17 protein-coding genes are annotated in these 17,389 nt (G+C 51.2%); 6 read left to right on the forward strand and 11 right to left on the reverse strand.

The features are described 5' to 3' along the window. Positions 1-18: 18 nt before the first annotated feature. Positions 19-696: a DUF1045 domain-containing protein gene (locus tag H8L47_RS18015; protein ID WP_186954989.1), complete on the forward strand. Its 678-nt coding sequence runs from the start codon at positions 19-21 to the stop codon at positions 694-696. A 20-nt stretch (positions 697-716) separates the two neighbouring features. Here the strand turns inward: H8L47_RS18015 and H8L47_RS18020 are convergent, their stop codons facing one another. After that, complete coding sequence (locus H8L47_RS18020; RefSeq protein ID WP_186954990.1) at positions 717-1,598, reverse strand: LysR family transcriptional regulator; 882 nt, start codon at positions 1,596-1,598, stop codon at positions 717-719. A 132-nt stretch (positions 1,599-1,730) separates the two neighbouring features. Here H8L47_RS18020 and H8L47_RS18025 point away from each other — a divergent pair, with 132 nt between their 5' ends. The 4 genes from H8L47_RS18025 to H8L47_RS18040 all read left to right on the forward strand — a co-directional run bounded on the left by H8L47_RS18025 (position 1,731) and on the right by H8L47_RS18040 (position 4,734). After that, positions 1,731-2,375, forward strand: coding sequence for an NAD(P)-dependent oxidoreductase (locus tag H8L47_RS18025; RefSeq protein WP_186954991.1), 645 nt, complete (start codon positions 1,731-1,733; stop codon positions 2,373-2,375). A gap of 34 nt (positions 2,376-2,409) precedes the next feature. Beyond that, positions 2,410-3,597 carry an MFS transporter gene (locus H8L47_RS18030; RefSeq protein WP_186954992.1) on the forward strand — a complete coding sequence of 396 codons (1,188 nt, stop codon included), beginning with the start codon at positions 2,410-2,412 and terminating at the stop codon, positions 3,595-3,597. A gap of 86 nt (positions 3,598-3,683) precedes the next feature. Continuing rightward, positions 3,684-3,986: a hypothetical protein gene (locus H8L47_RS18035; RefSeq protein ID WP_186954993.1), complete on the forward strand. Its 303-nt coding sequence runs from the start codon at positions 3,684-3,686 to the stop codon at positions 3,984-3,986. A 19-nt stretch (positions 3,987-4,005) separates the two neighbouring features. Next, entirely contained in the window at positions 4,006-4,734 is a 729-nt protein-coding gene (locus H8L47_RS18040; protein ID WP_186954994.1) for an alpha/beta fold hydrolase, read from the forward strand. 17 nt (positions 4,735-4,751) lie between these two features. Here H8L47_RS18040 and bchE read toward each other — a convergent pair whose 3' ends face one another. Both bchE and H8L47_RS18050 read right to left on the reverse strand, forming a co-directional pair. After that, on the reverse strand, positions 4,752-6,329 hold the full coding sequence (gene bchE, locus H8L47_RS18045) for a magnesium-protoporphyrin IX monomethyl ester anaerobic oxidative cyclase (protein WP_222616587.1): 1,578 nt from the start codon (positions 6,327-6,329) through the stop codon (positions 4,752-4,754). A gap of 36 nt (positions 6,330-6,365) precedes the next feature. Then, positions 6,366-7,766: a CoA transferase gene (locus tag H8L47_RS18050; RefSeq protein WP_186954995.1), complete on the reverse strand. Its 1,401-nt coding sequence runs from the start codon at positions 7,764-7,766 to the stop codon at positions 6,366-6,368. A gap of 118 nt (positions 7,767-7,884) precedes the next feature. On the opposite strand from H8L47_RS18050, the gene H8L47_RS18055 reads away from it, so the two are divergent. Further along, a complete protein-coding gene (locus H8L47_RS18055; RefSeq protein ID WP_186954996.1) occupies positions 7,885-9,102 on the forward strand; it encodes a citrate synthase family protein in 1,218 nt (405 codons plus the stop codon). Here H8L47_RS18055 and H8L47_RS18060 read toward each other — a convergent pair. The 8 genes from H8L47_RS18060 to H8L47_RS18095 all read right to left on the reverse strand — a co-directional run bounded on the left by H8L47_RS18060 (position 9,094) and on the right by H8L47_RS18095 (position 17,383). After that, positions 9,094-9,312, reverse strand: a complete 219-nt coding sequence (locus H8L47_RS18060) for a helix-turn-helix domain-containing protein (protein ID WP_186954997.1) — start codon at positions 9,310-9,312, stop codon at positions 9,094-9,096. The two genes, H8L47_RS18055 and H8L47_RS18060, sit on opposite strands and share 9 nt — an antisense overlap. Before the next feature lie 7 nt (positions 9,313-9,319). Beyond that, positions 9,320-9,907, reverse strand: coding sequence for a hypothetical protein (locus H8L47_RS18065; protein WP_186954998.1), 588 nt, complete (start codon positions 9,905-9,907; stop codon positions 9,320-9,322). A gap of 182 nt (positions 9,908-10,089) precedes the next feature. Beyond that, positions 10,090-12,483, reverse strand: coding sequence for a TonB-dependent receptor plug domain-containing protein (locus H8L47_RS18070; protein ID WP_186954999.1), 2,394 nt, complete (start codon positions 12,481-12,483; stop codon positions 10,090-10,092). Between the two features lie 135 nt (positions 12,484-12,618). Continuing rightward, complete coding sequence (locus H8L47_RS18075; RefSeq protein WP_186955000.1) at positions 12,619-13,482, reverse strand: STM4011 family radical SAM protein; 864 nt, start codon at positions 13,480-13,482, stop codon at positions 12,619-12,621. Then, the gene (locus tag H8L47_RS18080) at positions 13,479-14,819 is read right to left on the reverse strand and encodes an STM4012 family radical SAM protein (RefSeq protein ID WP_186955001.1); all 1,341 of its coding nucleotides are present in this window, start codon (positions 14,817-14,819) and stop codon (positions 13,479-13,481) included. The genes H8L47_RS18075 and H8L47_RS18080 overlap by 4 nt, the downstream gene beginning before the upstream one ends. Beyond that, entirely contained in the window at positions 14,816-15,631 is an 816-nt protein-coding gene (locus tag H8L47_RS18085) for an STM4013/SEN3800 family hydrolase (RefSeq protein ID WP_222616588.1), read from the reverse strand. The genes H8L47_RS18080 and H8L47_RS18085 overlap by 4 nt, the downstream gene beginning before the upstream one ends. After that, positions 15,619-16,284: an HAD family hydrolase gene (locus tag H8L47_RS18090; protein WP_186955002.1), complete on the reverse strand. Its 666-nt coding sequence runs from the start codon at positions 16,282-16,284 to the stop codon at positions 15,619-15,621. The genes H8L47_RS18085 and H8L47_RS18090 overlap by 13 nt, the downstream gene beginning before the upstream one ends. Continuing rightward, positions 16,277-17,383, reverse strand: coding sequence for an STM4014 family protein (locus H8L47_RS18095; RefSeq protein WP_186955003.1), 1,107 nt, complete (start codon positions 17,381-17,383; stop codon positions 16,277-16,279). Before H8L47_RS18095 ends, H8L47_RS18090 begins: the two co-directional genes overlap by 8 nt. Positions 17,384-17,389: the final 6 nt, after the last annotated feature.

Raw genomic sequence — 17,389 nt, forward strand, 5'->3', positions numbered from 1 at the left:
CCAATCAAAAAACGCGGCATGACCAGGTATGCGCTGTACTTCGCCCCAGATGCTGAGTGGTGGCGGCGAGGTTCGTTGTGGCTGGGCCGTGATGCAGCCAGCGGCCAGCAACTACCCCAGCCCGCCATCACCGGGCTGGATGCGGACGTGCAGTGGCAACTGACGCGGGATGCACGCCGTTACGGTTTTCATGCCACGCTGAAAGCCCCTTTCCAGCTTGCTGATGGTTTGACTGAGGCAAACTTGCACCAAGCCTTACAAGAATTTTGCAAGGAGCAAAACAATATCCAGATACATGCGCCAGAAGTGCAATGGATGGGAAAATTCCTGGCCATGCGACCAACCGGTGACCAGACCGCGCTGAACGAATTTGCCTTTGCCTGCGTCAGCCACTTCGATCATTTCCGCGCACCCATGAGCCGGGCTGAACTGGCGCGCCGCCAGCAGATGCCATCAAGTCCCCGTCAAAACGACTTGCTGCTGGAATGGGGTTACCCCTATACGGCAGAAGAATTCCGCTTCCATATAACGCTGACTGACAGGCTGGATGCGGGAGCAGTTGCAGATAGCCTGCATGCTGCCGCCATCCAGTATTTCACTTTGCCTGAACCGCTAATCATCAACAGCATTGCCTTGTTTACCGAACATCAGGCTGGTGCAGATTTTGAGTTGCTGGAGCGCTTTTCTTTCCGCTGAATCACAGAGCCCAGCACTTTTCAGGTTGCATAATTGGTAAGGTGATCCGCGAGCAAAGCGAGGGCATGGCGTACCTTGGCCGGCTGTTCGTCACGACGCGGTGTAATCGCATGCAAGACCATATCTGGCAGTTTCCAATCAGGCAAGACCGGAGCAAGGCTGCCATTAGCCAAGGCTTTGTGATCATCCTCACTCACCGCGACACTGATACCCCAGCCAGCAAGACACAGTGCATGCAGAGCCGTGACTTGAGTTGCCCTTACCCTGACTGGCACCTTCACATCCACCGTGACCTTGCCTGGCCCAGTCAACTGCAGATTGCGCGTAGCGGCGCCACCCAGCCAGACATGGTGTTCCAGATCCTGGGGATGTTGCGGCCAGCCATGCTCATTCAGGTAGGATGGTGCTGCACATATCTGGGCAGGCATGACACCCAGCCTGCGCGCCACCAGACTGGAATCAGGCAGGTTACCTACCCGTAGCGCGATATCTATGCGTTCATCAATCAGGTCAACCACGGAATCATCCACCAGCAGGCACAAACTCAGCTTGGGATTTTTTTGCAGCGGCGCCAGCGCTTGCGCCAGCATGCAGCCAAAACCTATAGGCGCGGCGATACGCAATTCACCCTGCGGCTCATCTCTGTGACGGGCCAGTGCCTGTTCGGCAGAGCGTGCCGCCACCACCATGGCGGCGCAGCCTTCAAAGTAGCGCGCACCAGCCTCTGTCAGTGTCAGTTTGCGTGTCGAACGATGTAGTAACGACAAACCAAGGTCAGATTCCAGCGCCCGCAAATGCTGGCTGACGGCAGACGGCGTCATGCCCAGCTTGCGGGCGGCACTCGTCAAAGAACCTGCGGTGACTACCTCGGCAAACAGGGCCATGCGTTTGTACTGTTCCATTCCCACTCCAGATAAATCATTAATTTATTAGTACAGCTTCATAGTGTTAGTTATTTTGACTATCTATTCAAGAAATCATTAAGAATTCAAACTATGCATCACAAACTAAGCATACACACAAAGGAGTTTCAATTGAAAATTGCATTAATTGGCGGCACCGGTTTTGTAGGCACATCCGTATTGGCAGAACTGTTGAGCCGCGGGCATGAAGTCACCTTGCTGGCACGCACCCCATCCAAAGTAGCGGCGCAAGCCGGGCTTGTTGTGGTGCTGGCAGATGTCCTGGATGCTACACAGGTCGCACAAACAGTGGCTGGGCAAGATGCCGTAGTCAGTGCCTACAACCCAGGTTGGGGCGAAGCGCAAATCCATGATCTGTTTTTGCAAGGTACACAAGCCATCTTTAGCGGCATCAAACAGGCAGGTATCAAACGCCTGCTGGTCGTCGGTGGCGCAGGCAGTTTGTTCGTGGCACCTGGGGTGCAACTGGTGGATACACCGGGATTCCCTGCCGAATACCAGCAAGGCGCACTGGCGGCAAGAGAAGCGCTGAATCTCATCAAGAAGGAAGACACGCTGGAATGGACTTTCCTGTCGCCACCTATAGCCTTGGCGCCCGGCGAGCGTAGCGGGTCATACCGGTTAGGTGCAGACAATCTGCTGTCCGGTGTCGCCGATGCACCTGCGGGCATTTCTGTACAGGATCTGGCAGTCGCTATCGTGGATGAACTGGAAACGCCCAGGCATATCCAGAAGCGTTTCACCGTTGCAAATTAATCTCTCTTTCTGATTGCCCATCATGCCCAATACCATGTCGACTACTCCAGCATCATTGAATGCCTATGCTACTGAAAATACCCAGCGCAGATTTCTATATGCAGTCACGGCATTGGGCCTGGGTGCATTTGCCATAGGTACGGGCGAATTTGCCATGATGGGTTTGCTGCCGGAAGTGGCGAAGGACATGGTGGTATCCATACCAGAGGCAGGCCATGTCATCAGTGCTTACGCCTTTGGTGTGGTCATAGGCGCACCCATGTTTGCCGTGTTGACAGCCAGCTGGCCGCGCAGGACTTTGCTGATCGCGCTCATATTACTGTTCGCTGCCGGTAATTTCGCCGGGACGCTGACCACTGATTTCCTGTCACTGAATGTCGTGCGCTTTATAGCTGGCCTGCCACACGGTGCCTACTTTGGTGTCGCCACGCTGGTTGCAGCCAATATGGTAGCACCGCAAAAACGCGCCACGGCGGTGGGACTGGTCATCCTGGGCCTGACCAGTTCTACCCTGCTTGGTGTACCTGCCGCAACGTGGCTGGGACAGACATGGGGCTGGCAGGCTGCTTATGTTTTTGTCGCCTCCCTGGCTGTACTCAGCAGCGTGGCTGTGTATTTCGCTGTACCGGATGTAGCCGCAACAAAAAACGCAAATCCCAGAAGTGAACTCAGTGCGCTGGCCAACAAACAGGTCTGGCTCACACTGGGCATAGGTGCAGTGGGATTTGGCGGCATGTTTGCTGTGTTCAGCTACATCAAACCCATACTCACAGAAGTCACCCAAATGTCTGCTGGTGTCATCCCTTTGATACTGTCACTGTTTGGTGTGGGCATGGTGGCAGGCAGCATGCTGGGAGCGCATCTGGCTGACAAAAATCTGCTGCGTTCCATCGCTGGCCTGTTGCTGTGGAATGCACTGGTTTTGGGTGGTGTCTCTTTCGCGATGACATACACAATATCAGCAATCATCTGGGTATTTTTACTCGGCACCCTGGTCGCCATCGGGCCAGCATTGCAGATACGCCTCATGGATGTGGCGGGTGATGCACAGACCCTGGCTGCGGCTTTGAATCACTCTTCATTCAATGTCGCAAATGCACTCGGTGCCTGGCTAGGTGGTGCGGTCATCACGATGGGATATGGCTGGACATCAACCGGCTGGCTGGGTGCATTACTGGCACTGGGTGGACTGGCTGTCTTTGGACTGTCGATTAGAAAATAATGTCAGTATTCAGTCACCTCAAAAGCAGTCTACAATGAGAATAGAGAAATGGCATAAAGTCAGTTTCACTATTTTCAGGGGCGCATATGTCCATCACACCAGAGCAACTGCAAGAACTGATGAAGGAAGTGGAGAAGGAAGATCCGATAGATTTTGCTGACCTGCCCTTTGAAGAAGATGAGTTGCGCGCCATTACCGCAAAGCACCTGTGCGACATGGCCGATGCCATGGAAAACTTCAGCAATGAAGACAAGCAGGTCACTTTGCTGGCGGTGGCGGCCAAACTGGTGCTGGAGAACCTGGTCTTGCATGTACAATTATTGCGTCAGCATGACATACCACTAGGCCAGCAAGTGAGTAATCTTTTGCAAAACATCAAGAAAAAATAATCATCCACCTTCAAGCTGCATGTCTGAATTCACCATATCTGATACAGGGCCGGCACGCCAGTTCCTGCTCATCCCCGGTTTCATGTGCGATACCAGCTTATGGAAATTCATGCTGCCAGGACTGGAGCAACTGGGACAAGTGCATTTTGCTGATTTGGACCAGGGTGCCAGCATAGAAGGTATGGCGCAAGGCTTGCTCACTGCATTGCCTGACAATGGCATCATCATCGGCTTTTCTCTGGGCGGCTATGTGGCGCGCCATCTGGCGTGGCTGGCTCATCAAAAAAACAAATCCATACGCGGCCTGGTCTTGCTGAATACTTCAGCACGCGCAAGCACAGCAGATGAAGACAATAAAAACCGCCAGCAAATCAAACTGCTGGAACATTATCCCTACAAGGGCCAGACCATGACGGCCCTGCGCCGTGCGCTGCATCCACAACGCCAGGATGATGCTGTCATGCTGGCGCATTTGCAGGCCATGTCACTGGCACTCGGCAAACAAGTCTTCTTGCAGCAACTGTCTATCGTGCGCGCTGACGGACATCATGAATTGCCGCAGATTACTTGCCCTTCCCTGGTCGTCGCCAGCAGAAATGACCAGATGCGCAGCCTTTCAGAATCAGAAAAACTGGCGAGCGGATTGCCAAACGCCAAACTACATGTCTTCGAAGATTGCGGCCATATGTCGCCCCTGGAAAAAGCGCCGGGGCTTATCACTGCGCTGGAAAACTGGCTGCGCAAATAACCGAACCACAGTCTGCTTTAACTCACCGAACTGGCCTTGATGGCAATCACCTTCTTCTTTTTCTTGGCCAGCGCTTCTTCATTTTCATGCAGGGATGCACCCCAGAACTTGGCCAGGCTGGGGCCGTTCTTGATTTGCCTGGTACCAAACAGGTATTCGGCAACTTCATGGAACCAGACCCGCCTGCCTATCTTGGTATACCAGCGCATGGCATAGGCAAAGGCCGGATCACGGCCACTGAGTATGCGCCAGATGGCTTTTGGCCTGGTCTGCATGATGACTTCCATGGTTTTTACCCACAGTATCACGCGCCAGGGAGGTACTTTATTGGTGGCCAATACCTGATGCTTGTAATCCCATTTGCGGGTATCGGTTTGTATGACGCGGCGGTTTGCCACTGTAGGGAAGTAAGGTGTCCAGCGGTGCGGCGTCACATACAACATCTGTATCTGGTCGGGGTCGTAGCACAATAAATGCTTGAGTGAGCGCCAGTAATCGGCATCAGTTTCCTCTTCAAATCCCACCACATAAGTCGCCATCGAGACTATGCCATGCTGGCGCAGCAGGCGTATCGCTTCCTGGTCTTCACTGGTAGTAGCACCCTTCTTGATGTTTTTCAGCACCGCCTCATCATAGCTTTCGATACCCAGCAAAAAGCGTATGACACCGGCTTTTTTGTAAAGATGCAGGATATCAGCATCCCGCACGATGTCACCAGTGCGTGTCGAGCCTACCAGTGTCAATGGTACGTTCTCGGCAATCAGGGCTTCGAGAAAAGCCTTCCAGGCTTTGCGAGATCCAGTCGGCAACTCATCGGCAAAATTGATCAGTTCCACTCCCTGTTCGCGATAGAGACGTGCCAACTCCTGAGCAAACTTGACAGGATCACGGTGACGCCATTGTGTCCAGAAACCACGCTGTCCACAATAGCTGCACAGGTAGGGGCAACCACGGGAAAATTGCACGACCACGGCACGCATATTGCCCCAGTAGGAATAACGGCTGTGGTCTATGAGTTCCCAGCCCACCCGATAATCATCAAGCTTTTCTATCATGGCCGCAGCAGGCGTGGCAAAGGGTGCGCCATCCACGCGCAGGGCGATGCCATCCACCTCCAGCAAGCCACTGCCTGTGCTAAGCGCTTGCATCAGCAAGGTGGTCGTCCGCTCTCCCTCTCCCTTGACGATGTAGTCGATGGCTGCACATTCGTTGAGTACATCTTCCCAGTGATAGGTAGGAAAGACGCCACCATAAATCAGCGTGACATCCGGCATGCGCTGTTTCAACATGCCTGCCAGTTCAACGATAGTGACATGTACGGAAGTGGAACCGGAATGCCCCATCATGACAATGTCTGGCTGAGCGGCCACGGCATGTTCAATGATCGCTGATAGCGCCATGGGACCAAATTCAGCATCCAGCAATTCCACCTCAAATCCCGCATCTATCAGCGGCCCTCCCACGCTGAGTAAGCCCAGCGGCGGCAATTGTTCATGTGGCATGCGGCTGCCTATCGCCGTATGTGGAGGATTGATCAGCAGTATTTTCTTTCCCAACGGCTGTCTGACTTTGAATTGCAGGATATTGGTGTTCACCGTGATGTCTGTAGCTTATTGGTCATGCGCTACATTCTACATCCACACTGCTGCATGTTGCCCCAATACTGGTGCGGGCAATTCGAAACGTGCTGGTGTCAGACTCATTTTCTCAACCGGCGCAATCGTCTGTATCTGGCCAAAACCTGAGTTTGAAGTCTGCAAAAAACCGGCAATTTCTTCAGCACGCAATTCCGCAGCATCTTCATGCAAACCACGCCTGGGCATGGCTTGCAGCCAGCGTCCTGTCTGCGCCAGCGAGACCCTGACTTGCCAGCTACCACCTTCAATGGCGCGTTTTTGCAAGGCCAGCATGGTTGCATAGGCCAGCAAATAACCTGTTGCATGATCGAGTGCCTGGAAAGGCAGTTTACCTGGCGCTGCACTACATACAGCCTGCCCTTCTGCATCTGCAATGCCGCTGGCCGATTGGACCAGGCTGTCAAAGCCACGCCGGTTGGCCCAGGGGCCGACATGGCCATAGGCAGACAGGCTGACGTGTATCAAGCCGGGGCGCAAGGCACACAATTCTTCTGCCGAATAGCCTAATCGAGACAGCGAACCGGGCCGGTATGCCTGCAAGAAGACGTCGGCACCGCCTATCAATTCATGCAATTGCTGCCTCCCACCTGCATCACGCAAATCCAGTTGTGCCGAACGTTTCCCACGTCCGGTATCCATCACCAGCGGCATAATATTCGGCAGATGCGCCGCGCTGATAGCCAGTACATCAGCGCCATGCTGAGCCAGCGTGCGCGCGCCTACGGGTGCTGCAATCACCCTGGACAAGTCCAACACCCTCACACCGCTTAATGGACGCAAGGGAGTTCGTCCGCCGCCTTGGTTCAATGGTACGACAGGGCCATCGCCTATGCGTCTGACTTCAAACAATGGCAAGTCAGCAATGGCCTGTGCCTGCGGATGCGCCTTCCACTCCTGCTCTGTCCGTATCATGGAGGCGCACATGTCTGCATCGGCGAGTACCTGCTCCAGCTCAGCCGCTTTCCAGCCAACGATGGCTTTGGCAACTTCTGTGCGCTCATCTGCACATTGCAATATTGCCAGTACGCCATCACGGTGATGCGGAAAATTAGTATGCAATTGTATCCAGCGACCATCGCCGGCCTGGTAGTATCCGGCTATCTTGCTCCAGGGGTCATCGGCAGGTTTGCCATTAACGCTGAGATAACGGTCGCTCTTGAACATGGCCAGGGCATGACGTCTGTCCACCGTGATTTTTTGTTCAGCTCCATCTCGATCCTGCCATAACTGTGCTGCCATCAGGGCTTGCACTGCAATACTGGCAGAGGCCACATCACCCACCTGGAATGTCGATGGTAATTGCGCGCTTTCGCCGCTGAATCTTAGCTGCTGCAAAGCCTCAGGCTTTCCACCGCCCATTCCCCATAAGGATGCCAATAATGCTGCTGCCGACATGATGCGCTCCTGAATAAAATCAAACTGGCACACATCTGATCTGATGTGTATGCTTGCAGTCTAGAATCTGCATCACCTTGTGGTCAATCTTGATTCAGCCTATCAATATAAATTAATCGTGGATAACACTCTCACCGCCAGACAAGCCGCCGAATTGCTCGGCGTTAGCCTGCCGACCTTGTATTCTTACGTCAGCCGAGGCTTGCTGCAATCGCAGCAGCAACAGGGACAAAGAGCGAAACGGTACTTGAAAGAAGAAGTATTGCGCCTGCTGGCACGCACTAGCGACAACAAGCGGGCAGGCGGCGCTGCCGAATCAGCGATAGACTGGGGAGTGCCTGTCCTCGAATCCAAAATCACCCAGGTAAAGAATGGCAAATTGTATTACCGTGGTCATGGAGTCGATGAACTCGCAGGCACACATACGCTGGAACAAACTGCATGGATTTTGTGGGATTGCGAAGCAAATCCTGATCTTCCACAGACTTGCCTGACTGCCCTGATTACGCTATGGCCCCGGTTTCTGGACTTGACGGCTCATCTTCCGCCCTACGAAAGAGCCGTCAGCATATTGCCCCTGCTGGCTAACACAGTAGAAGAAATGCCAGACATCCATACTCACCAAAAGGCTATGCTATGGATGCACCTGATGGCTGCAGCACTATTAGGGGTTGCACCCGACTACCAGACATTTCACCAAAAACTTGCTGCAGCATGGCAGTTGGACGAGGAACAAGCAGCACTGATACGCGCAGCTCTGGTGGCCAGCGCTGATCATGAATTGAATGTCTCGACGTTTACCGTGCGCTGCGTCGCCTCTGCAGGTGCGAACATGGGTATGGCCTTGGTAGCTGGACTGGCTGCGCTCTCAGGCCCCAAACACGGTGGAGAAAGCCTGCGTGTCAGCCACATGCTGCGTGCCGCACTGGCGACACCTCGATGTGATGTGAGCAGCTTCTTATCAAAACGCCTGCACAACCATGATGCGCATGAGCATTTCTCACCCAGGCTGCCGGGTTTCTCTCATCCGCTTTACCCGGATGGCGACGCACGCGGCGCCCTGCTGATGAAGACGCTGGACAGGAAAAAGCATGCAGACTTGTTTGCCGTGGCGGATTTGGCAGAACACCTGACAGGGCAAAAACTGAATATAGACTTTGGCCTGGTGGCAGTTGAAATTGCCTGTCAATTACCACCGGGTGCCGCGCAAATCCTGTTTGCATTGGGCCGCACGGCGGGCTGGATAGCCCACGCAATGGAGCAGGTAGACACTGGCCAGCTCATACGTCCGCGTGCCAGGTATGTGGGCAAGTTTCCTGATAGTGCATCAGTCTGATTCAGTGTCAGGCGTGTATGCCAGAATATCACCCGGCTGACATGCCAATACTTCGCAGATTTTTTCCAGCGTATCAAAACGTATCGCCTTGGCCTTGCCGGTCTTTAGCACAGATAAATTTTGTGGTGTGATATCGACGAGCTCAGCCAGGGTATTCAAACGCATCTTGCGCTGGGCGAGGACGACATCAAGATTAACAGTAATAGGCATAGCGTCCTCAGATGGTCAGTTCAGCTTCTTCATTGAGGTCTACGCCGATTTCCAGCGACCAGAGCAAGAGCAGGAAAAAACCTATCCATGTCAGGTGATCAAATATGCGAGCAATAAAGTGGCCTACATCACCCGTATTGCCATTGCTTGGATAGATATGACTCAAAAGGATGGAGAGGAAATCCACGCCCACCATTGAAGCAACGACTATCAAGTTGATGTTGAACGCTCGTCTGGCATGAAAGATGGCCTTCTTGTTAAAAATTTCTCCTTCATGGAAGCAAGTCAATAATTGATTAATATGGACGAGTACCAGCCCAATCACAGCACTCCAAACGACCCAGGCAAGTCCTGCAACAACTTTTAACTGCAAACTCAAGCCCTCTTTCAGCAGCGAGAAATAGCCATCGTCCATTATTGCTGCTCGCGCCAGGTATTCGGCCACCGTCAAGTCGCCAGAAGATACCGTCATCAAGAAAATAGGAAAACCAATGCCGCCAATAGCAATGATGACCATAGTAAGCACGGTCAGAAAGAGAAAATATCTGCTCAACTTGCGAATATTGGCAATCCTGGCATGTTTCTGAACTTGCATTTGGAACTCCTGATTGAATTGATGAAGTGAATTCTAAATCAATAATTTCGAAATACAAGATTTATTTATCGTTTAACGGTAAATAAATGCCACAATTTAATAATTACCCCAAGTACAGAGATACAATAGAAAAAGGGCTGCATCAAGCAGCCCTTAGTAAAGCAAATGTTCAAATCACATCATTACCATGCGTAAGCAGCCTTCGCGTAGTAGTAACGACCATTGAAACCATATGGCGAGAATGTGGAATAAGGCAGGGTTCCGCCAGAATTCAAATTACCTGCCGATGTCACCTGGTCCGGGTATTTGTCAGTCAGGTTATCGACACCGGCACTGATAGTCCATTTACCGAGTTTGACGCTGGCAGCCAGGTCCAGCACCAAGTTGGCGCTATATGTCTGGTCCAGCGTAACGCTGTTTTGTGGTGAGACAAAGCTGCCATAGCGCGTGGCCAGGCCATGGATATTCCAGTTGGCAAAAGTATAGTCAGCAGCAATACTGAACTTGTCCTTTGGCGTCGCCTCGGTGGCTCGGTTGATGGTTTGTCTGTCTATCAGCAAGAGATTGTTTTTCGTCAAAATCGCCGGATTGGCTGCGACATTTTTTACTGTCGTGTCGTTGTGGTTATATGCCACGGTGAAGCCCAGCTTGTCTGTTCCAGACAAGGGGATCTGATAAGAGCCAACGATATCAACACCACGGGTTTTGGCATCCAGCGCATTGGTAAAATAACGGGCTGCACCTACCAGTACACCCTGCTGCGCCAACACACTTTGCAAAGCCGCAGGCAAGACCAGATTGCCAGAATACAGGATGCGTTTATCAATATCGATCTGGTAAGCATCAATACTGAGAGTTGCATTCTTACTGGGCTGTATGACTGCACCAAGGCTGTAGTTGCGAGACTTTTCTGCTTGCAGTGGTACAGCACCCAGAGCTTTGGCCGCAGCCGTGGCAACACCAAAAGTACCGGTATCCACCAATTGAGAACTGCCATTGATGGTGATCAGATTAGTGGTTGAGATGGTGTAATTCTGCTGCGCCAGTGAAGGTGCACGGAAGCCATTCGACGCTGCAGCACGCAAGGCAAATTCTTTAGTGAACTCAAATCGCCCAGACAATTTGCCAGAAGTGACACTGCCAAAATCGCTGTAATTCTCATGACGCAAAGCCAGCGAAGCGCTCAGTTGCTTGCTCAGTTCAGCTTCGACGTTGGCATAGATAGCTGCGCTGTGGCGGCTGAAGCTGCCTGCATTTGAAGGCTGAAAACCAGAGAAGCCCTGGGCACCGCTACCGAAATAAGAATTTGCTTCACCCGCGCCGATTTCATATTGGTCACGGCGGTATTCTGCACCAAGCGCCAGCGTCAGCGGATTTGCCAGGCCAACGAATTCTATCTCCCTGGCCGCATCAAAATTTGCCAGGGTCTGGGTATTTTTCAACTTGCCCGCATAGAATTTTGTTGGGCTGGCGGCCCCCAGACTCAGGTTGACCGTATTGTTGACATCCAGGCTGAATTCGCTGGACCCGTAATTGATACTGGCATCCCAGCGCCAGCCATGGCTACGGCCTTTGACACCACCTACGACAGACACGTCCGTATTCGTTCCTGCTTCATTCGGCAGAAAACCATTTGGGTACAGCGGGGTGCGCAAGGTCGTGCCTGAGATGTAGGCTGCACGCCAGGTCGCGGCTGCATCGGTGCTGCGGCGGCTGTAATTGGCAAAGCCGTACAGCTCTATATCTGTTGCCAGCACCAGCGACGCATTGGCTCCCAGATTGGTCTGTTGCAGCTTGGGGTCGCCCTGCAATTGATTGACTCTGCCGTACAAGGGTTCCAGCGGATTACGGAAATCAGCACCAGCACGGTTGGTTTCATTCTGATTGCGCTGTTCTGCGGTAAAACGCACCCAGCCCTTGTCGCCCAATGCAGTGCCAAAGTTGGCACTCAGGCTGGCTTGTGTACCATCACGTTTGCTGTATTGGCCGCCACCCACTTGCAATTCACCGCCTTCTGCCCCTTTTTTGAGGATGATGTTGATGACACCAGCGATCGCATCTGAACCATATTGCGCTGCTGCGCCATCACGCAAGACTTCTATCTTGTCGATGGAACTGATGGGGATGGTATTCAAATCCGCCGGTGAAGAACCACGCCCTGCCGTGCCATTCACATTCACGACAGCCGATGTATGCCAGCGTTTGCCATTCACAAGAACCAGTGTCTGGTCAGGTGACAGACCACGCAATTGCGCCGGGCGGCTGGCAGAAGTACCGTCTGCCACGGCAGGACGCGGGAAGTTCAAAGAAGGCAGCAAACGGCTCAACACCGTTGCCAGCTCGCCGGAACCTGTCGATTGCAACTCTTTGGAAGTTAATACATCGACCGGTGCTTCAGAGTCAGACACAGTACGTTTGATGCTGCGCGTACCAGTCACGATCACGGTATCTGCTTGCGACGGGATGATCTCCTGAGCCTGTGCGGCCATGGCAGAAAAGGCAGCAAGCAAGGCAGTTACCAGTAAGGCATTTCGTCGCTGTGGCAGGGCTAAGGCTAAATTTGAAGTTATATTCATACGGTATCACTTTCCATGCTAATGAGCTTTAAGTTCAACCGATATTACTTCCTTGCCCATAGACGACAAACGATTGTTTTCAGTTAAAAGAATTAAAAAATCATATAAGGAAAAACTGCTTACCTGATTTGCCACTTACCTGGCAAAACGCACAGGTATTCTTTCCAGCAAACCGCTGCCATACACTTCATGCGATTTCATGTCATCGAGATGGATGTAACCTATGTGGCAATGACAAGTCGCTTTACTGCAAACTTCCTTCTTGAGCAGACTTGCCAGTGGGTCCGTGAAGATATTGCCTTTGCGGGTTTTGATGAAGTGGCAGCGGAACAGGTCGCCATTACCTTCGATAGACACTACCTCACTGCCAGCTTTGCAAGCTTTACCCATGCTTTCATACCAGGGCAGGTTCAAGCTGAACAGATAATCGATGTTCTCCAGAAAAGCGATTTCCTCTTCGGAGTAATAATCAACTTCGCGCTTGTAGGCATTGATCCACATATACACATCTTGTGGCAAGCGCTGGCGCAGTGAAGTAATCTGCTGGAAGTGTTGTTTCAAGCCCACTACACCTACGCTGTGGCGTATTTGCAGTACGGCCAGTTCTTGGCATTTGCTGAGGAATTTTTCTTCTGTCACAAAGTCGGGATGATAGGTCGTCCACAAAGCTGTAGTCTGGATATTGCAACGCGAGAGCCATTGTGTATTCCAGGCCAGATTGGTTTGCGCCGCCACCTTGCTCACGTGAGGCAGATGCGACAGACGTATCACAGCTTCCTGATACCATTTACGCACCAGGGCTTCACCATAAGGTGTAATAAAGACTTCCATGGGCTGGGCTGCGCTGCTGTTTTGCTCTACCCAATCGACAAATCTGTCCAGATCTTTTTTATCCAGCGCTTGCAGTTCGCGGCTGTTTTTCTCTTTGGCAAACGGGCAGTATTCGCAACTGTAATTGCAATCTGTCAGGTGTCCGCGATAAATGACTTTCAGGCTCATTTGACGACATACTCCTGCATTTTGCTTTTTACTGCGGGCGAAATAAACCAGTGGCCAATGAGGTCGGAATAAGCCATACCCTCACCCTGCAATTGCATCCGACCTGCGTTTTCTTGTGCCAGATTCATTTCCAGCAGGATTTGAAGTTCCGGAAAATCAGTATAGACATCCGTGCCATAAATGCTTTGGTAATGCGCACCATCCAGTCCTTGCGCCTTCAGCAAAGACTTGATCAGGTAGCGCCGCTTTCTGTCATCCTCAGACAGGCGTATACCATAATTTGCCGTCATGAAGTCAGCGCGCTCCTTAGCCACATAGTCGTCGATGATCGCTGCGACATTAGGTTTGGACACTGCATATTCTGTCGAATAATGCACATCTGTAGTGTAAGACCTTGCATTCGTGCCCAGACCTATCATGCCATCTTCCTGACATGAATATTCTGAACTCTCACACAGGCCAACTACTGGCTTGCGGAACAGGCGCATGGAGTCTTGCACATAACCGTTTGCCTGCAAGAAGTCCCGTCCTATGCGATAGAGCGTGCTGCGTATGTCTTCGTTTTGTATACTGATATGCTTCTTGAATAGCGAGGTCAGTGGGCGCACATACAAGGGATACAGAAAGATTTCAGTCGGCTGAAACTGTACCGCTTTTTGCAGCGATTCCAGCCAGGTTTCCGCAGTTTGCCTTGGGATGCCATAAATCAGATCCAGATTAAAAACAGGGAACTGATAACTGCTTATTTTATCCAACAGTGGTTCCATCATAGTCTCTGGCTGTACCCGCCCTACCGAACGCGCTTCGGATTCGATGAAACTTTGTATGCCTATGCTGAGTCGTTGCACGCCATGTTGCGACAGGAAAGTCAGTTTTTCATCATTGATGGTATCAGGTGATATCTCGAAGGAGCCTGGTGTGTTTTTCAAATCTAGGCCCAATACATCGGTGTACACATTGAACAATTGCTCCAACTGGCTGACTTCCAGATGACTGGGTGTACCACCACCGATGGCATAACCGGCAAAGTTGAAATCACCCAGCGCGTCACGCACGACTTCTGCTTCCAACTGGATTTTTTTCAGGTACAGACTGACCAGGTCTACTTTGGGATGCGAGACCGTAAACAAATTACAGAACGAGCATTTCATGCGGCAAAAAGGAATATGCGTGTAGAGATACAGCGCATGCTTTTTCTCTGTTGCCCACAATTCTTTCAAATCCAGTTTTTCTTCAAAAGCCCTGTACGCTGTTTTATGCGGGTAAGAATACAGATAGCTTTGAAAACGATTGGTCTCTTCCAGATAGCGGCGAAACGTATTACCAACATCTGTCATGACAGACTCCCTTTGCGCATATGAAAATCAGCATAGGGAATAGTCCAAACCTTCTCATGTCCCAGACGGTGCCCGGTATAGCCGTCTTCGCCATAGGTGGTGCCATGATCAGAACTGAGAATCACGAAGGTATCGCCCATTTGATTGAGCGTCTGAAACAAGGGCCGCAACTGGCTGTCGATATAACGCAATGCCGCAGCATGAGTGGCAAGGCTGTCACCGGCGGCAGCATCAGCACCCGGTAGGTAATGACAGTTGGGTTGATGTAGTGCAGATAAATTCATAAATAAAAATACTTTTTGATCAGGTTTTTCTTGCAGCAGTTCTTGAGCAAATTCAACTTGATGCCTGGTTGATTCAGGATCGGTGACGCCAAACTCAGGCCGCCAGTAACTTTCCTGGAACAGATTGGGCAAGACGCAAGACAGTGGATTTTGCTTCTTGAAAAAGCCGACCCCACCGATGCAGATAGTGCGGTAACCAATGCCAGAAAAACCGCTGACGATGTCTGGCGTATCGAAACAATAGCTGGATGTACCTGTGGTTTCACTGCCTGCAAACTTCAATGAGAACAGGCGTTCATGCACACCAGGTCTGGCCGGAGTAGGAAGAAATCCAGCAAAGAAAGCACAATGCGATGCATAAGTAAAAGAACCGGGAGCATGGCGCTCTTCCCAGCCTGCTGGCAACAAACTGGCAAAAAAAGGCGTGCGCCCTGCCGCAAGCTCCTGTTGTGCAACATCGAAACGCAATGTATCAAGAGTAATGAAGAGAATATTGCTCTTGCCTACGATCTGGTTCATATCATGCATGCCAGGGCCTCCTCAAGTTGATGGATGCTGGACAACTCAAAGTCTGGCCTGATAGCGACGGTTTCATTTTCAGGATTGATGAAAACTGTTTTCAAATGCATGGACATAGCTGGCTGCATATCATTGATGTAGTCATCACCTATCATCACTACACTGGTATGGCGACAGTGGCTTAAGACATGTGAAAACAAGCGATGATCAGGTTTGGCACAACCCACCTCAGCAGAAATAAAGATATGCTCAAAATAATCGGCGAGACCCGCCTGATGCAGTTTTCGACGCTGCATATTTGCAGAACCGTTGGAAAGAATCATGAGCTGGTAATCAGCAGACAAGCGTTCCAGCATCTCATTGAGTACCTTATCTGGATTCACAAAATCTGGTAGTGACATGTGATCTTCCCACAAGCTTTCTACGGTGTAAGGAAGTCCTGGGAAACTCTGCAATACCTCATGACAAAAAAGCTTGCGGTCTTTTCTGCCATGGCAGTCCAGTGCCATCATTTCTGCATGCACCTGCGACATATCTTCTTCATCCAATGCTGCCTGATTCCTGCTGATGAAATTCTGCATATACGCATGGAAGGCTGTGTCCCTGTCTACCAGGGTATTGTCGATATCAAAAAGCAGGCTGGCTTTTTTTTTACTAAGCATAAGCCAGCCTCTGCCTTTCCAGGAATGCATTGATTTCTGCCAGATAGGTATTCTCTGCATTGTGCAGCAAGTTAGGCAGCAAATCGCCAAAGGCATTGGCTTCCAGCAGCACGGGACTTTTACCATTCCTGGGTAACAGGATATCCAGCCCGGCATATAGCGAGCGCGGAAAAGCCTGCATGGTCTTTTCTACCAAGGTATCGATCTCTTGCCAGGTCGATGTGGACAACTCCAACTCATCAACAGCACAGCGCTGGTTGCCCAGATGCAGATTGGTCATGGGGCCACGACTGAGTCTGGCAATTGCATGCCTGCGCTGGCCAGCGATGCCCATTACCCGCAAATCATAAGAGCTGTCCTCATGCTTTGCTTTGGGTATCCAGCTTTCTACCATAGCACCTTCCGTAAATAAAAAATTCAAGATATTTCTTATCTCTTTTTTCGCGGTATATTTTTTTATTTTCAGTGAATTGTAGTAACGCTCACCATCGAGACCGTGCACGATCTCTACAGTAGAGTAAGCCTGCTCTTTGCCATTTCTCTTATTGCATTCATAAGCAACGATGCCCGATGCAGATGAACTGGAATTCAGTTTGATGAAGAAGCGGCTGTATGCCTGCGTTTCTGCGTAAGCAAAGAACTCATCATAGCTGGAAAAGACCGGCAGTCTGGGTAGCGTATAGTCTGGTAATATTTGTTTGCACAAGGGCTTGTTAAACATGCTGACAATATCGTCAGGGTGATTGAACCAGCTCACATGCCCAGCCTGCTGCGCTATAAATGTCATCAATTTGGAAAAACCCTGGAACCATAATCGCGGATGATAAATCCTGCCGCGTTCATCTTTCAAGCCGCTGGCATTTTCAAGGCCTCCAAGGGCGAGTATTTTCTTTTCCGCGGCAAAGTTTTCACCGGGCGATTCTATCCTTAGCGTGTCACCCTCACTGAGTACATCAGGCAGTTCGCACTCAGCATTCAAGATACTCAGGTACGGGATGATCAGGGCAGCATCCTGCCCTGCTTGCTGCAATGCTTCCTGAAAAAAATGTACACGCCGGTTTTCAGGGTTACCTATCAGTACAAAGCGGGATTTCTGCATCTGACT

The sequence above is a fragment of the Undibacterium umbellatum genome, from assembly GCF_014284125.1.
Lineage (GTDB): Bacteria > Pseudomonadota > Gammaproteobacteria > Burkholderiales > Burkholderiaceae_D > Undibacterium > Undibacterium umbellatum.